This window comes from Ottowia massiliensis, from assembly GCF_900240305.1.
Taxonomy (GTDB): domain Bacteria; phylum Pseudomonadota; class Gammaproteobacteria; order Burkholderiales; family Burkholderiaceae_C; genus Ottowia; species Ottowia massiliensis.
In genome coordinates this window covers 2536429-2552784 of record NZ_LT964854.1, presented here as the reverse complement: position 1 = coordinate 2552784, position 16356 = coordinate 2536429, and the positions used below count along the sequence as shown (strand labels likewise).

The window sequence follows — 16356 nt, the reverse complement described above, 5'->3', positions numbered from 1 at the left end:
ACGCCCCAAACGCCATGAAGCCGGGCGGCATGGCCCATGCCAGCCCGCCCATGCCCCCTCAATGGCCGTTGATCTGCGAAACGCGGCCCGGGCAGGCGCTTGCGGCACACGCGCAAGGCGCGCGCTGAATTGAAAAGACATTCACAGGAAATATCACCATGTTCAAGAAAATCCTCATTGCCAACCGTGGCGAAATCGCCTGCCGCGTCATCGCCACGGCCCGCAAAATGGGCATCGCCACCGTGGCCGTGTATTCCGACGCCGACAAAGACGCGCGCTTTGTGCAAATGGCCGATGAAGCCGTGCGCCTGGGGCCGCCGCCTTCGCGCGAGTCCTACCTGCTGGGCGACAAAATCATCGAGGCGGCCAAGGCCACGGGGGCCGAAGCCATTCACCCCGGCTACGGCTTTCTGAGCGAAAACGAAGCCTTCGCCCGCAAGTGCGAGGAAGAAGGCGTCATCTTCATCGGCCCCAAGCACGAAGCCATTGCCGCCATGGGCGACAAAATCGCCTCCAAGCGGCTGGCCAAGCAAGCGGGCGTTAGCACCATTCCCGGCTATAACGAGCCGATCGAGTCCGCCGAAAAAGCCGTGGAAATCGCCAAGGGCATTGGCTACCCCGTGATGATCAAGGCCAGCGCGGGCGGCGGCGGCAAGGGCCTGCGCGTGGCCTTCAACGACAAGGAAGCGCACGAAGGCTTTGACTCCTGCCGCAACGAAGCGCGCAACTCCTTTGGCGACGACCGCGTGTTCATCGAAAAATTCGTCGAGCAGCCCCGCCACATCGAAATCCAGGTGCTGGGCGACGCCCACGGCAACGTCATCTACCTCAACGAGCGCGAATGCTCCATCCAGCGCCGCCACCAGAAGGTGATTGAAGAAGCGCCATCACCCTTCATCAGCGAAGAAACCCGCAAGGCCATGGGCGAGCAGGCCGTGGCCCTGGCCAAGGCCGTGAAATACCAAAGCGCCGGCACCGTCGAATTCGTGGTGGGCAAGAACCAGGACTTCTACTTCCTGGAAATGAACACCCGCCTGCAAGTGGAGCACCCCGTCACCGAGTGCATCACCGGCCTCGATCTGGTGGAGCAGATGATTCGCGTGGCCGCAGGCGAAAAACTCGCCATCGCCCAGGCCGACGTGAAGAAAGTGGGCTGGTCCATCGAGTGCCGCATCAACGCCGAAGACCCCTTCCGCAACTTCCTGCCCAGCACGGGCCGCCTGGTGCGTTTTCAGCCGCCGGAGCAAACGCTCTTCCAGGGCCAGCCAAGCACCGAATACGGCGTGCGCGTGGACACCGGCGTGACCGACGGCGGCGAAATCAGCATGTACTACGACTCGATGATTGCCAAGCTCATCGTGCACGGCAAAGACCGCAATGACGCCATTGCCCGCATGCGCGAGGCGCTCAACGGCTTCGTCATCAAGGGCGTGCAAAGCAACATTCCCTTCCAGGCCGCGCTGCTGGCGCACCCCAGCTTCATCAGCGGCAACTTCAACACGGGCTTCATCAATGAGCACTACGCCCAGGGCTTTCGCTCCGAAGACGTGCCGCACGCCGACCCCTACTTCCTCATGGCGCTGGCCGCGCGCCTGCACATGTGGTACCGCAACCGCGCCCAGGGCCTGCAAGGCAAATTCTGGGAAGGCTTCAAGCGCCTGCCCGGGCGCGAATTCGTGGTGTGCGTGCTGGGCAAGGAAGGCGACAACCGCTACGTGAGCGCCTCGCTCGGCGCCGTCACCCTGCACGCGGCCGCGCCCGTCACCATCCACGCGCCCGAAGGCGACCGGGTCTATCAAATCCTTGTCGAGCAAATGCTGGGCAACGCCCGCGTCACGGGCCAGGTCAATGGCCAGCCCTTTACCGTGCAAATGGAACGCGGCCACACCAAAAACCCGCTCGTCACCCGCGTCATCCACAACGGCACGCAGATCGACGCCATCATCATGCACCCGCGCACCGCCGAGCTGCACAAGCTCATGCCCTACAAAGCGCCGCCTGACATGAGCCGCTACGTGCTCTCGCCCATGCCAGGTCTGCTCACGCAAGTGGCCGTGCAGCCCGGCCAGAAAGTGCAGGCGGGCGAACGCGTGGCCGTCATCGAAGCCATGAAGATGGAAAACATCCTCTTTGCCAGCGCCGACGGCACGGTCAAGGCCATCCTGGCCCAGCCCGGCGAAAGCCTGGCGGTGGACCAGCCCATCGTCGAATTCGAGTAAGCCCCGCGCGCGCTGGCGGCCTACGCCCCCGGCGCGCCCAATCAGCCGCAGCATTCGGCGCCGGCCGAAGCTGCGGCTTTTTTATTTGACGAGCCGGGAGCGCCTTCGCAAACCGCCACCGCCGGTCATTGAGTTGATGCGATATGACCTGATAGACGGCAGGCGTGCCTTCAGGTGCCAAACCGGCTTCAAGTCCTGGTACGGACTGGATTTGCCGCTCTCTTTTCAAGAGCGGAACAAGCGCCGTCAAACCCGTGGCCCTTGCGGCCGCCTTCTTGCCCGCCATGCCCGCCCTTGCCCAGGAAACGGAGGAAAAGGACGGCAGCGCCTCCTCCGGCAGCCTTCCCACCGTGGAAGTCAAGGCTTCGGCCATGCAAGCCACCACGGGCATGGAGCTGTCGATGCGGCAAACGCCGCAGTCCGTCACCGTGGTGAGCAAGCCCGTGCTGCGCGAGCAGGGCATTACCGGCATGGCCGGCGCCATGCGCAGCACCACCGGCATCAATGTGCTGAGCGAAACGGGCCGCGTGCGCTTTCAGTCGCGCGGCTTTTACATCGACCAGATTCAGGAAGACGGCATCTCCAGCACCGTGCCCGGATCTTCCGGCAACCCCACGCGCGATCCGCAAAGCATGACCGACATGGCCGTGTATGACCACATTGAAGTGCTGCGCGGCCTCACGGGCCTGCCCGAACCCAACTGGGATTCGGGCGCCAATTACTGGATGAAGATGGCCTACAGCGACAAGATCACGAGCAACGCCCTCATGCTGGGCACGCGCCTCAACCCTGCCGAGCGCCTAGAAAATGTGAATGAAAGCGCCCGCCGCGCCGCTTTTTCGCCGTTCGCCAAAATGAAAAAGCCCCATCCCGGTAGATGGGGCTTTTTCATGTCTGAAAGCCAGCTTTGCAGCCTGCCTGAACAGGCTCCCATTGGCCAGGTGCTAGCAAAAACAGGAGCAAATATAAAGGGGTCAAAACGGCATCTGGCGCAGGTTCTACTAGGACATCATGCTATTGATGTAGGAGCTAGAAAAAGCGGCCTGCTCCGGCTTGCTTCCTGCTGACGCCTGCTCCTTGCTCCAGGCCCAATGATTTACAGCAAAAAGAAATAGGCCCATAGCGAAACGGCGGCAATGCAAAGAATATTGAGCAGCATGCCGGCTTTCAGCATGTCTTTTTGCGTGACCAGCCCCGTGCCAAACACAATGGCATTGGGCGGCGTGGCCACCGGCAGCATGAAAGCGCAAGAAGCGCCAATGCCAATAATCAGCACCATGACCTCTTTGGGCATGCCCATTTTCTCGGCCACGCTGGCAAATACCGGCACCAGCAGGGCGGCGGAAGCGGTATTGCTGGTGAATTCGGTCAGGAAAATGATGAAGGTGGATACGGCCAAAATCACGACAAACGGATGGGCCAGCACAAAAGCGCTGGCCATTTCCTGACCGAGCGCGGCGGACGCGCCGGATTTTTGCAGCAGCTTGCTCAGCGCAATGCCGCCGCCAAACAGCAGCAGCACGCCCCAGTCGGTATTGCGCGCCACTTCGCGCCAGCGCACCACGCCAAAAATCACCACGGCTACCGCCGCGCTCAGGGCAACAAAAGCATCAGGGCTGTCAATGCCAAATTCTTTTTTCAACTGGCTGCCAAATATCCATGCCACGGCGGCGGCGGCAAAAATCAGCATGGCAATCACGCGGTGCAGCGTCCACGGAATCTCTTCATCGGCCACTTCAACCCGTTGCGAGAAATTGGGTTTCAAAATCACGAACAGCGAAACCAGCATCAAGGGCAGCAGCACCAGCATCATGGGCAGGCCGAATTTCATCCAGCCGGCAAAATCCAGATTCAGGGCTTTGGCGGCAATGGCGTTGGGCGGCGTGCCCACCACAGTGCCCAGCCCGCCAATGCTGGCGCAATAAGCGATGCCGAGCAGCACAAAAACAAAAGTGTTGCGGTCTTTGTCCTTGTCCATATGGTTCATCAGGCCCATTGCCAGCGGCAGCATCATGGCGGCGGTGGCGGTATTGCTGATCCACATGGATAAAAAAGCCGTGGCGGCAAACAGCAAATGCACGGCAACGAAGGTATTGCCGCGTGACAGTGAAATCAGCCAGATGGCGATTTTCCGGTCAATTTTCTGCATGTGCAGCGCAGTGGCTAGCGCAAAACCGCCGAAAAAGACGTAAATAATCGGATCGGAAAAACCGGCCAATGCCTCCTTGGTGCCCATATCGGGTATTTTGAACAAGATGGCGAACAGCGGCACGATCAGCGCGGTTACCGTGATATGAACGGCCTCGGTAAACCACATGATGGCGACAAATACCAAAATGGTCAGTCCCTTGTTGACATTGGCGTCATAAGGCAGGATTTGATAAAGCACGGCGCTGACGATGGCGGCAATTATCGCGATGAGCAAGCCGCGAAAACTGGTAATGGGCGCCTGCGCGCTCAATAACTCGACATTGTCCGGCCGCTGTTCGGCCTGCGCTTGGTCTGGCATCAGGGTTTCTCCTAGATTGACTGGTTTGCTGATTGCTGGCAGGCAATAACGGCAGCCGCCAGAATTCGCATTCAAATATTAAAACAAAACGCAGAATGATCTGCGCCCCTTCATGTTGCGAAAGCTCAAACAGGCGTTTGATATTCAGATTCAGCGGCGGTTTGGGAGCCTGTTCAAAGCCTGTCCGTGGGCGCAAAAAGCGCGGCCTCGGGCGCTCTGCGGCGTCGCAAGCGGGCGGCTTCTTTCCAGAGGCGCATTCATGGCGGCCCAGCGCATATGCTCGCCGTCATGCAATACGCCTCTTTTCTTGCCGCCGCAGCGGCCTCCGCCTTGCTGGCGGCTTGCGCTCACCGAACCACGCCCGACATCACGCCGCCGCAAACGCCCGCCGCCTGGCAGCACGCCAGCAGCGGGGCCGGCGCGCCATCAGATACGCAACCCGATGCGCGAACCGGCGCGGATGGCGCGCAAGAGCGCATTCCCGCCGAGTGGTGGAAACAATATGAGCAGCCCGCGCTGAATGCCGCCGTGGCGCACGCGCTGGCGCACAGCGGCACGCTGGCCAATGCGCTGCTGAAGCTGCGCACGGCTGACTTGCGGGCCGAGGCCGCTGGCGCCGCGCTGCGCCCCACGCCCAGCGGCAACGTGACCGCCAGTGTGAACCGCCCCGTCACGGGCAGCGCGCAGCGCAGCACGCGCAGCTACGGCGTGTCGCTGGGCGCTTCATGGGAAATTGATTTGTGGGGCAAGCTGGGCGCGCAGGCCGACATGGCCACTTTCGAGCGCGAAGCCGCTGCGCTGGATGGCGACCAGGCCGCCGCCACGCTGGCCGCCAGCGTGGTGCGCCAGTACTGGCAGCTGGCGGCCATGCAGGAGCGCATTCGCGTGGCGCGGCAAAGCCTGGCGCACGCCGAGCGCACGCTTTCACTCACGCAGGCGCAGCACGCGGCGGGCGCGGCCTCGGGGCTGGATGAGGCGCAGGCCGCGCAGGCTGTGCAGACCCAGCAAGTGGCCCTGGCCGCGCAGCAGCAGCAGCGCGCCGAGATGCGCCACGCCTTTGCCGTGCTGCTGGACGCCGCGCCCGGCCACCTGCCCGCCGGCATTGCCGAGCCAGACGGCCTGCCCCAAAACGCCGCGCAGCTGGCCGCGCGGGCGCAGCCCGGCGCGGGCGTGCCCGCCAGCTTGCTGGCGCGGCGGCCCGATTTGCGCGCGGCTGAATGGCGCTTGCGCGGCACGCTGGCCAACGTGCAGGCGCAAAAGCTTTCTTTCTACCCGGCGCTCAGCCTCACCGGCACCTTGGGCACGGGCAGCGCTTCGCTGCTCAAGATCCTCTCCAACCCCGTGGCCGCGCTGGGCGCGGGCCTGAGCCTGCCCTTTCTGAACGCGGGCGAGATGCGCCGCAACCCGCAAATCGCGCAAAACGAGCACGAGCAGGCCGTCAATACCTTCCGCCAGACGCTGCTGCAAGCCCTGGCCGATGTGGAAAACGCCCTCTCATCCACCGCCACGCAGCGCGATGCCGTGCAGCGCCAGGCCGCCCTGGCAGCGCAGGCGCGCCGCATCGACGAAATGACCGAAACCCGCTACCGCGCCGGCGCCGTGCCCCTGCGCGACTGGCTCACCGCCCAGGAAAGCCGCCGCCAAAGCGAGCTGGCCGAGGTGGACGCGCAGCTGAACCTGCTGCTGGCCCAGGTGCAGCTCTACCAGGCGCTGGGCGCCAGCGCGGGCGGGCTGAACGCGCCCGCGCCTGCCCCCACGCCTGACACGCAGTGAAAACCGTTTTCCGTGCGCGAACGCAAAGCCAGCCTGCGTTTTTTCAGCTTGTGCGGGGCCTGCATTCATCAAAAACAGGAGCGAACCCGCAAGCTTGAAAAACAGCTTTCGCGCCCGTTTGACTAGGGCGTTTTGAGAATCCTGCTCTTACGCAGCAATCCCGCCATGGAAAGAAGAGCATGAGCGACAAGCAGTGGGCACTGATGGCCCCGCACTGCATGGGCAAGCCTGGCGATGCAGGGCCAAGAGGCACGGACAACCGTTTGTTTGTAGAGGCCGTGCTGTGGATCGTGCGCACAGGCAGCCCCTGGCGCGATTTGCCTGAAGAATTCGGCAAATGCAACACCGTTTTCAAACGCTTTCGTGACTGGGTCAAGGCCGATATCTGGCAAAAACTCTTTGATGCCGTCAGCGGCCAGCCGGATATGCAATACGCCATGGCCGATGCCACGATCGTGAAAGTGCACCGTCACGGCCAGGGCGCAGGACTCAAAGTCAGGCCATAGGGCACTCGCGCGGGGGCGTGAGCGCCAGGATACGGGCCTTGTGCGATACGCTGGGCAATTTGATGTTCAATGGCTGGCAGAGCCATTGCAAGCGCAAGGCGAGCCAATCGTGATCTCGCAAAGACCCAATCGATGCCAGCCTTTGTCTATTGATGAGCACATGTACCGCTGGCGTCACCTCATAGAAAACTTCTTGGGCAAGCTCAAGGAGTTCAAACGATGGATAGAGGAGCGAATAAGAGGTTCTTTTGCGCTTTCTTTCCAGAAGGCATTGGCGAAAAAGCGGCGGGGCCGGAAGGCCCCGCGCACCGGGTTGCGTTCAGCCCCGCTTTTTCATTCGCCCACGATGGCGCTGGCTTGCTTGCGCAGCGCTTCATCCAGCGTCACGCCTTGTTCGGCGGCGGCTTTGGGGTTGAGCATGAGCTGGGCCGCGCCCGTGGCGCTGGCGATGGCGCCGGGCTGCTCGCCTTTGAGGATGCGGTCGGCCATGCGGCCGGCCTGGCGGCCCATTTCGTAGTAGTCCACAGTCATGCCCGCGCTGGCGCCGCGCTGCACGGAGCCGGAGTCAGAGGCCACGAGCGGCACTTTGGCCTGGCGGGCCACGCCGACCAGGCTGTCGTAGGTGGAGACGACGTTGTTGTCGGTGGAGGTGTAGATCACGTCCGCCTTGCCCGCCAGCGCCCGGGCGGCGGCGGGTACGTCCACGGTGCGGGCGGCGGCCGCTTCCAGCAGCGTCATGCCGCGCTTTTGCAGCTCGTCCTTCATTTGCTGCACGACGGTGGTGGAATTGACTTCGCCGGGGCTGTAGACCATGCCCACTTTTTTGGCGCCGGGTTTGATTTTCAGGATGAGATCGACTTGCGGGGCGATGTCCAGCCGGTCGGACACGCCGGTGATGTTGCCGCCCGAAGGCTCCATGCTCTTAACCAGCTTGGCGGCCACGGGGTCGGTGACGGCCGCGTAGATGATGGGAATGGAGCGCGTGGCCGCTGCCGCCGCCTGCGCGCTGGGCGTGGCGATGGCGATGATGGCGTCCACCTTGTCGCCGGCGAACTTCTTGGCAATCTGCCCCGCCGTGGCGGCGCTGCCTTGCGCGCTTTGGTATTGCACTTTGAGCTTGTCTTCGCTCCAGCCCAGGGCGCGCAGCTCGTCTTGCGCGCCTTTGCGGATGGCGTCCAGCGCGGGGTGTTCGACGATGGCGGTGATGCCCACGGTTTTTTGCTGCGCCCAGGCGGCGGGCGCGGCCAGCGCGGCGCAGGCCAGGGCGAGTGCGCCCAGGGCGGCGCGGCGGGTGGAAAGAAGGATGGAATGCATGGTCAGAAAACGAAAAAGGACAGGGGGAAAAAGCCGGGGAACGGGCCGCTCGCGAAACGTTCAGGCGCCGCTTAGCGCACCACGTGCATCTGCCCGCGAATTTCGCCACCGGGCCAGGACTGGGTGGTGACGTTGATGTACCAGCTGCCTTGCTGCAAATCCAGCGCCTGCTGCGGCGTGAGCGTGGCGCGCCCTTCGTAGCGCGGGCCGAAGGGGCCGGGCCAGATCATGGTCATGGGCGCCGTCTGCCCCTGCTGCGCGGGGCCGTGGAAGGCGATGCCCGTGATGGGGCTGCTCAGGTCGTGCCATGAAGCCTTCCAGCGCAGCAGGCGCGACTGGGTGTCGTAAATCGCGTCAATCTGCCCGCTGGCCTGGCTGCGGCTGGGCGGCACGGCGCTGCCGCCAGCCAAGCGGGTGGAGAAGGTGAGGATGTGCGCGTTGGGGTCGGTAATGGGCGCGGGCTGCGCGCCGCTTTGCGGCAGCTCGCTGCCTGTTTCGCCCAGAGGCGGCAGCGGCTGCCCTTCCGTGCTGCTGGGCTGCACGGGCTGGCTGAGCGGCTGCTCGGAAACAGCGGGCTGCGCGGGCTGCAACGCCGAGCCGGAAGCTTGCTCGCCCGGCATGCGCACGGGGGGCGGGTCATAGCGCTGGCCCAGATCCACCGACGCGCAGGCCGCCAGCAGCGCCGTCAGCGCGCCAGCGGCCATCAGGCGGCCCGCCGCGCGCGGCATGAAAAGAAAAGGATGCGTGTTCATGAGCTTTCTCTCTTGAGCGTTGAGCGAAGCTGGCGGCGCGCGCCAGCAAAAAGTAAAGGCTGCAACTGTAGCGGCGCGGCTGATTGTCTCGCTTGTGGTTAGCTCCGTCTGCGAAAAGCGTCAAAAACAAGAGCGAATTCAAGGGTGTTGAAATACCGCCCAGCGCAGGTTCCACTAGGACATCACGCTATTAATTAGAGAGCAAATATAGCTTACCCATTTCAATCTGCGCCTCATGGTCAGCTCATGAACAGGCCCTGAGTCTCATGAGCGCCGCAGCTCAAGAGCGTGTGAGGCAACGCCGCCCGGAGTGAATGCCAGCGCCTGGCCCAGTGGCACGGCTTCGGCGGGCCAGTCGCTGGCCGATGGCGGGCAGCGCACGCCCGCGTGCAGCAGGCGGGCGGCGCGTAAAACGCCTGCGTGGGTGATCCAGATCACGGGGCGGCGCGTGCGCAGCGCCAGCGGCCAGGCTTCGTCCCAGGCTTGCGCCACGCGGTGCATGAAGGCGCGCACGTTTTCGCCGCCGCCGGGGCGGGCATCGGCAAAGCGGACCATCCAGGCGTCGAATTCAGCGCGGGCGATGGCGCTCCACGGGCGCAGTTCCCACGCGCCAAAGTCCATTTCGGCCAGGCGTGCGTCCGTCTGCGGCGCGGGCAGATCGGGCCGCAGCGCGCACAAGGCCTCGGCCAGGTGGCGGCAGCGCGCCAGGGGCGAGACGTGCAGCGCCGCCGCCCCGGCAGGCAGCGCGGCGGCCAGATGGGCGGCGGCGGCGCGCGTGGCGGCGGGGTCGTCGGGCACGTCGCTGGCGCCGTAGCACAGGCCGGGCGCGGCCTGCACGGCGGCATGCCGGGCCAGCCACAGGGCGGCTTGTGCCCCGCTCATGACAGCCCCGCCGCCCAGGCCGCCAGCCAGGAGGGGGGCGAGGCGGCCAGCGCCAGATAAAAGCCCAGCTCGCACACCTGCTGCGTGGCCCCCAGCACATCGCCCGTAAAGCCCTGCAAGCGCCGCTGCCACAGCCGCCCCAGCCGCCAGGTCAGCAGCGCCAGCATGGCTGCGCACGCCAGCAGGCGCGCGGGCGAGAAGGCCCACCCCGTCAGCGCCCAGGCGGGCAGTGCCCAGGCCAGGCCCGCCAGCAGCGCCGGGCCGCTCACGTCGTCTGCCAGCGGCTTGGACTTGGCGGCGTCTGCATCGCTCACATACGGCAGCCAGCGCATGATGAACAGCGGCATCAGCCGCGACAGCACATGCCCGCACAGCAGCGCCAGCGCCGCGCGCAGCGGCCCCCACTGCGCCGCCAGCTGCGCCAGCAGCGCCGTTTTCAGCAGCAGCGCCAGGCACAGGCCCACTGTGCCGTAGCTGCCGATGCGCGAATCTTTCATGATGACCAGCGCCCGCTCGCGCTGCGCGCTGCCGCCCAGGCCGTCGCAGGTGTCGGCCAGCCCGTCTTCATGAAACGCGCCTGTCAGCCACACCGTGGCCGCCGTGCAAAGCAGCGCCGCTGCCCAGGCGCCCGCCGCCGTGCCGCCCAGCGCGGCCAGCGCCAGCGCCAAAGAAGCCGCCCCCGCCGCGCCCACCACCCAGCCCACGCCCGGAAAGTGCCCTGCCGCCGCCCGCAGCATGGCGGGCGAAAACCCCAGCCACGCCGCCAGCGCCCCCGTGACGGGAATGCGGGTGAAAAACTGAAGGGCGATGAAGAAGTGGCGCAGCGCTTGCATGAAAAGGCAAAAAAATCAGGCGGAAGATCCGTCGCGGCCAGGCCGCTCAGTCCAGCCCCAGCCCCGCCAGCCGGGGCAACGCTTCCAGCGTGTTGCGCCAGGCGGCTTCGGCCAGCGCCTGCACGGGCATGCCGCGCAGCCCGGCAATGACGGCGGCAATGCGCGGCAGCTCTGCGGGCGTGTTGCGGCCCTGCGGCTGGCCGCTGGCGCGCTGCCGGGCGGTGGCGTAAAGCCAGTGGGGCGGCATATCGGGCGCGTCCGTCTCCAGCACCAGCGCCTCCAGCGGCAAGTTGGCGGCCAGATGGCGCAGGCGGGTGGCGCGCTCGAAAGTGCAGGCGCCGCCAAAGCCGAGTTTGAAGCCCAGCTCAATAAAAGCGCGCGCCTGCTGTTCGCTGCCGCTGAAGGCATGGGCAATGCCGGTGTGCGGCCCGGTTTCGCGCAGGTGGCGCAAAACGGCATCCACAGCGTGGCGCGAGTGGAGGATGACGGGCAGCCCGTGCCTGCGCGCCAGCTTGAGCTGCTGGCGGAAAAGCGCCTGCTGCCGCTCGCGCCAGGGCGGCGCGGCCAGTGCGGGCGCGAAAAAATCCAGCCCGATTTCGCCCACGGCCACCAGCCGCGCATCGCCCGCATGCGCCTGCAAGGCGGCGGCCAGCTGCTGCGCCGCGCCTTCGCCCGCCTGCGGCACGTAGAGCGGATGGGTGCCCAGCGCGTAAGCGTCGCCCAGCCGGTGCGCGGCCTGCCGGGCCTCATCAAACGTGCTGGCGCTCACAGCGGCAATCACGCAGCAGCGCACACCCAACGCGCGGGCCTGCTGACGCACGGCGGGCAGGTCAGCGGCGAACTCGGGCGCGTCCAGGTGGCAGTGGGTGTCAATCCAGCAAGGCATGGCGGGCAGGGCAAAGCGGCGTCAAATTCAGGCGGCACGAGCGACACAAGAGGCCTGAAGGCGCGGATTTTCGCCGCAGCAGCAATTCGGAAGCAGGGTGGCGAAAGGCCCTGGCTTTTGCGATGCGAGCCAAACCGGCTCCAAAGTTCCGGCGCAGGCTGGGTTTGCGGCTATGCATCGCCAGCAAAAAAGCGCTGCGCACCCGGCCCATGCTTGCGGCCCGCGCATTCACATTCCATTCACTGCTGTTCCGGTCTGCGCTTTTCGCGCCCACGGCGGGCTGCCGGAGGGCTTGCCCGCTGTGGCATCGGGTATAACGCCCGGCTTTCCACCCACCCTCTCAGGAGTTCAGAAACTCATGCAAGTCCGCACCGAAAAAGACACCTTTGGCCCCATTGACGTGCCCGCCGACAGGCTCTGGGGCGCGCAAACGCAGCGTTCGCTGCAAAACTTTGACATCAGCGGCGAAAAGCAGCCGCGCGAAATCATTCACGCGCTGGCGCAGGTGAAAAAAGCCTCGGCCACGGTCAATCACCGCCTGGGGCTGCTGGAGGAGAAAAAGGCCAAGGCCATCGTGGCCGCCGCCGATGAAGTGCTGGCCGGCAAGTGGCCCGATGAATTCCCGCTGGTGGTGTGGCAGACCGGCTCGGGCACGCAAACCAACATGAACGTCAATGAAGTGCTGGCCAACCGCGCCAGCGAGCTGCTGGGCGGCGCGCGCGGGCAAGAGCGCCTGGTTCACCCCAATGACGACGTGAACAAAAGCCAGTCCAGCAACGACGTGTACCCCACCGCCATGCACGTGGCCGCCGTCACCGCCATTGAAAGCCGCCTGCTGCCCGCCATTGCCAAACTGCGCGCCACGCTGCAAGCCAAGAGCGCGGCGTTTGCCGATATCGTGAAGATTGGCCGCACCCACTTGCAAGACGCCACGCCGCTGACGCTGGGCCAGGAGTTTTCCGGCTGGGTGGCGCAGCTGGACCACGGCGAAAAGCACCTGCGCTCGGCCCTGCCGCACCTGTATGAGCTGGCGCTGGGCGGCACGGCGGTGGGCACGGGGCTGAACGCGCCCAAGGGCTACGCCGAAGGCGTGGCCGCCGAGCTGGCGCAAATCACGCAATACCCCTTTGTGACCTCGCCCAACAAGTTCGAGTCGCTGGCCAGTTGCGACGCGCTGGTGTTCGCGCACGGCGCGCTCAAGACGCTGGCGGCCAGCATGATGAAGATTGCCAACGACGTGCGCTGGCTGGCCAGCGGCCCGCGCAGCGGCATCGGCGAAATCAGCATTCCCGAAAACGAGCCAGGCTCATCCATCATGCCCGGCAAGGTGAACCCCACGCAGTGCGAGGCCGTGACCATGCTGGCCGCGCAAGTGCTGGGCAATGACGTGGCCATCAACGTGGGCGGCGCCAGCGGCAATTTCGAGCTGAACGTCTTCCGCCCGATGGTGACGCACAACTTCCTGCAAAGCGTGCGCCTGCTGGCCGACGGCATGGTCAGCTTCAACGACCACTGCGCCGTGGGCATAGAACCCAACCGCGCGCGCATCACCGAGCTGGTGCAGCGCTCGCTCATGCTGGTGACGGCGCTGAACCCGCACATCGGCTACGACAAGGCCGCCTTCATTGCTAAAAAAGCGCACAAGGAAGGCACCAGCCTGCGCGAAGCGGCCATTGCCAGCGGCTTTCTGACCGCCGAGCAGTTTGACCAGTGGGTGGTGCCCGCCAACATGGTGGGCAACCTGCGCTAGGCGCGCCCCCGCGCTTTCGTGAGCGCTCGCAAAGAGCGGGCCGCCGCCGGGCTGCTGGCGGCGGCCCGTTTTTTTCAAGCGGGCTTTACACTGCCGCACTTTTTGCCTGCGCGCACCGGCCTGGTTGGGTCGGCTGCGCATGGCGGCCTGCCTTTCTTTTTTGGAGATCCGCGAATGTCCCCCCTGAAAACCTTGTGCGCCACCGCCGCGCTGGCTTGCGCCTTGCTGCCCGCCAGCGCCCTGGCCGCAGGCAAAGTGCTGTTTCTTTCCACCGACGAGCTGACCTCGCCCGGGGTCAACGGCGTCGAAATCATGAACGGCGCCTACGAAGCCTTCGAGCAGGCCGCAGGCGGCGCGGCCAACATCATCGACAAGCGTCAGTACCTGACCAATGGCACGCTGGCCGCCAGCGACTTCACGGGCGTGGACGTGGTGGTCGTGCAGTCGGTCTACAAGCCCATCACGGCAGCCAACATGGCCTTTCTTGCCAACCTGATGCAGACCCGGCCTGATTTGACCTTCGTCATGTTCATTGACGGCTGCTGCTCCACCGCCGCCAACATCACCCCCGCCACGGCCGCCCTCTCCGCCATGACGGGCTGGACGCTGGGGCGCAGCAGCAGCGGCGGCAACATCAGCTCCCCGCTCAACGCCAGCTCGCCCTACCAGGCCGGTTTTGCAGGCGTGCCGCAGCTAATGGGCAATGCGTACGACCTCATCACCAACGTGCCCGGCGGCTACGCCCTCTTTCTGAACCACGGCGCAACGCCGCCCGCCACGCTGACCACGCCCACCAACGCCTACGGCCTGGTGTTGCCGCAAAAGCGTGCCAGTGCAGGGCAGGGCGCTTGCACCGTGTTCGTGGCCGATACCAGCATCTTCCACAACCCGCCGTACAGCCCGCAGCGCGGGCCGCTGGCTGCTGCCTCACTGGCCGCTGCGCGTAATGCCAGCGGCGCCTGCGCGGGCAACACCATCGAGCCGGACCTGACGCCTGAACTCTCCGGCCCCAACGCCCTGCAACCGGGCGTGCCGCAGACCTACAGCGTGACCGCGCGCAACATCGGCCTGTCCGGCAGCACCGATGGCAAGGTGACTGTGCAACTGCCCACTGGCATGGACATCGTGCCCGGCTCCTTCCCGACCAGCTGCACCTGGAGCGCGCCCAATCTGGAATGCACCCTGCCCGCCATTGCCGCTGGCGGCAGCGCCCCGGCCATCAGCTTCGCTGCCACGCCCTCCGTCACCGGCCCGCTGACGCTCCAGTCCCGCGTGACGAACGTAACGGGCGAAGCCAATCTGGCCAACAACGCCGCCAGCGCCTCCCGCACCGGCGCGCCGCGCGGCAACCTCACCGTCGGCCTGCCCGTTCAGTCCGTTCCCGCGCTGGGCGGCTGGGGCCTGGGCCTGCTGGCTGCCGCGCTCGGCTTCATGGGCGCGCGCCGCCAGCGCAAGGCGGCCTGAAAACCTGTTCAGGGCACTTGTCCAAAGGCCGCCGCGCGCGGCCTTTTTACTGCCTGTCATACCGGATTTTCTTGGCCTGCGTGGCAGCTGTTTTTGCTCCTCTCTTCATAGCATGACGTCCTAGATGAAACTGCGCCAAGCGGCATTTCAACCCCTTCAAATTTGCTCCTTTTTTTGAGTGAGTCTGGCAGGTGAGACAGGCGATTTAGGCGCAAGGGCTGAAGAGCACAAGCAAACATGGGCGATTGATTTGCGGCGTGAAGACTGACGCGGCGATTGCAGTCATGACAGTGGCGTGAATGGCGTGTCTTGTTCGACCGCGAGCGTGGTGTATGGGTTTTCATCGTTTAGCCAGGGCGGAATTCATCGCTGCTGCATGGCCATACTTAACGCCCTATTCATCACCTGTTCAGTCTGCCGGGGGAAATGAACTGTTTTTCGGGCGCTCTTTTTTCTGCATTCGCCCGATTTTTCCGGCCTTGCCCGAAGGCGCTATTTCTTGTCCTCCATTTTTTGCGCCTTGGGCAAGGCGCCTTTGGATTGGGGGTGCAATAACCTCGCGTTCAAACTCCAACCAATATTTTTTTGCCTGCCGGTTTTCTTTTGCGGACGGGGCGGATTCATGTCCGCGCTCTGGTTTTCGCCAGAAATAGGGCTGTCAGCACAAGAATGAATTGAATCGGGGCATCATGATTCTTTTTCTTTCATGAAAATCTTCATGATTCCCGAACCAGCCATTTCCGCAAATGGCGCGTGGGCGGCGCAAGCCCCTGCCTGGAGCCCTGCCTGCAATTTATGGCAGGCAGTCCGCGCGCGATTGGGGGAGCGGGGTCAGATCGCGCAGGGTGGCGCGAAAGCGGCGGGCGTTGTCGATGTAGTGCTGGGCGCTGCGGCGCAGGCCCTCGATCTGCTCTGGCGTGAGGGCGCGCGCCACGCGGGCAGGGCTGCCGATGATCAGGCTGCCGTCCGGAAACTCCTTGCCCTCGGTCACCAGAGCGCCCGCGCCTACCAGGCAGTGCCGGCCAATGCGCGCGCCATTGAGCACGACGGCGCCGATGCCGATCAGGCTTTCTTCGCCTATGGTGCAGCCGTGCAGCATGGCCTTGTGGCCGACGGTGACGCGCTCGCCTATGGTCAGCGGCGCGCCAGGGTCGGCGTGCAGCACGCTCAAGTCTTGCACGTTGGCGCCTGCGCCAATGCGGATGCGCTCCACGTCGCCGCGCACTACGCAGCCGAACCACACGCTGGCATCGGCCTGCACCAGCACCTGGCCCATGATTTCGGCGGAAGGGGCCACCCAGGCGCTGGGGTGCACCTGTGGCGAAAAGTCATTGACGGCGTAAAGGGGCATGCTCGGTTTTCCTCTGCTGGGGTGATGCGGAAGTTCATTCTAGGAGGCCAGCATGGAAGGCCAGAAGACGGGTCGGCAGCCCGGCAGGCCGCGCGCGGCGGGCAAGCGCCGAAAATC

Annotated in this window: 13 protein-coding genes; 6 read left to right on the top strand and 7 right to left on the bottom strand. The window is 65.0% G+C overall.

What is annotated here, in order from left to right:
* Positions 1–158: 158 nt before the first annotated feature.
* Together C1720_RS11395 and C1720_RS11390 are read left to right on the top strand one after the other, a co-directional pair.
* Entirely contained in the window at positions 159–2219 is a 2061-nt protein-coding gene (locus C1720_RS11395) for an acetyl-CoA carboxylase biotin carboxylase subunit (RefSeq protein ID WP_102284285.1), read from the top strand.
* Positions 2220–2503: 284 nt separating this feature from the next.
* Entirely contained in the window at positions 2504–3286 is a 783-nt protein-coding gene (locus tag C1720_RS11390) for a TonB-dependent receptor plug domain-containing protein (RefSeq protein ID WP_102284651.1), read from the top strand.
* Between the two features lie 29 nt (positions 3287–3315).
* On the opposite strand, the gene C1720_RS11385 is transcribed toward C1720_RS11390, so the two are convergent.
* Positions 3316–4728, bottom strand: a complete 1413-nt coding sequence (locus C1720_RS11385; protein ID WP_102284284.1) for an SLC13 family permease — start codon at positions 4726–4728, stop codon at positions 3316–3318.
* A gap of 288 nt (positions 4729–5016) precedes the next feature.
* Here C1720_RS11385 and C1720_RS11380 point away from each other — a divergent pair, with 288 nt between their 5' ends.
* Complete coding sequence (locus tag C1720_RS11380) at positions 5017–6501, top strand: efflux transporter outer membrane subunit (RefSeq protein WP_158241719.1); 1485 nt, start codon at positions 5017–5019, stop codon at positions 6499–6501.
* A gap of 179 nt (positions 6502–6680) precedes the next feature.
* Complete coding sequence (locus tag C1720_RS11375) at positions 6681–7007, top strand: IS5 family transposase (protein ID WP_102284282.1); 327 nt, start codon at positions 6681–6683, stop codon at positions 7005–7007.
* 333 nt (positions 7008–7340) lie between these two features.
* Here C1720_RS11375 and C1720_RS11370 read toward each other — a convergent pair whose 3' ends face one another.
* The 5 genes from C1720_RS11370 to C1720_RS11350 form a co-directional block, all read right to left on the bottom strand.
* A complete protein-coding gene (locus C1720_RS11370) occupies positions 7341–8321 on the bottom strand; it encodes an ABC transporter substrate-binding protein (RefSeq protein WP_102284281.1) in 981 nt (326 codons plus the stop codon).
* Positions 8322–8392: 71 nt separating this feature from the next.
* Entirely contained in the window at positions 8393–9073 is a 681-nt protein-coding gene (locus tag C1720_RS11365) for a CHRD domain-containing protein (RefSeq protein WP_102284280.1), read from the bottom strand.
* 264 nt (positions 9074–9337) lie between these two features.
* Positions 9338–9955 (bottom strand): histidine phosphatase family protein, encoded by a 618-nt coding sequence (locus C1720_RS11360; protein ID WP_102284279.1) that lies wholly within the window; start codon positions 9953–9955, stop codon positions 9338–9340.
* Positions 9952–10788 carry an adenosylcobinamide-GDP ribazoletransferase gene (locus C1720_RS11355; protein WP_102284278.1) on the bottom strand — a complete coding sequence of 279 codons (837 nt, stop codon included), beginning with the start codon at positions 10786–10788 and terminating at the stop codon, positions 9952–9954. The genes C1720_RS11360 and C1720_RS11355 overlap by 4 nt, the downstream gene beginning before the upstream one ends.
* 46 nt (positions 10789–10834) lie before the next feature.
* Complete coding sequence (locus C1720_RS11350) at positions 10835–11674, bottom strand: TatD family hydrolase (protein ID WP_102284277.1); 840 nt, start codon at positions 11672–11674, stop codon at positions 10835–10837.
* A gap of 358 nt (positions 11675–12032) precedes the next feature.
* Between C1720_RS11350 and fumC the strand changes: the two genes are divergently transcribed.
* Positions 12033–13424: a class II fumarate hydratase gene (gene fumC / locus C1720_RS11345; protein ID WP_102284276.1), complete on the top strand. Its 1392-nt coding sequence runs from the start codon at positions 12033–12035 to the stop codon at positions 13422–13424.
* A 174-nt stretch (positions 13425–13598) separates the two neighbouring features.
* Positions 13599–14888: an IPTL-CTERM sorting domain-containing protein gene (locus C1720_RS11340; RefSeq protein WP_146007010.1), complete on the top strand. Its 1290-nt coding sequence runs from the start codon at positions 13599–13601 to the stop codon at positions 14886–14888.
* 793 nt (positions 14889–15681) lie between these two features.
* Here the strand turns inward: C1720_RS11340 and C1720_RS11335 are convergent.
* The gene (locus C1720_RS11335; protein WP_102284274.1) at positions 15682–16239 is read right to left on the bottom strand and encodes a gamma carbonic anhydrase family protein; all 558 of its coding nucleotides are present in this window, start codon (positions 16237–16239) and stop codon (positions 15682–15684) included.
* Positions 16240–16356: the final 117 nt, after the last annotated feature.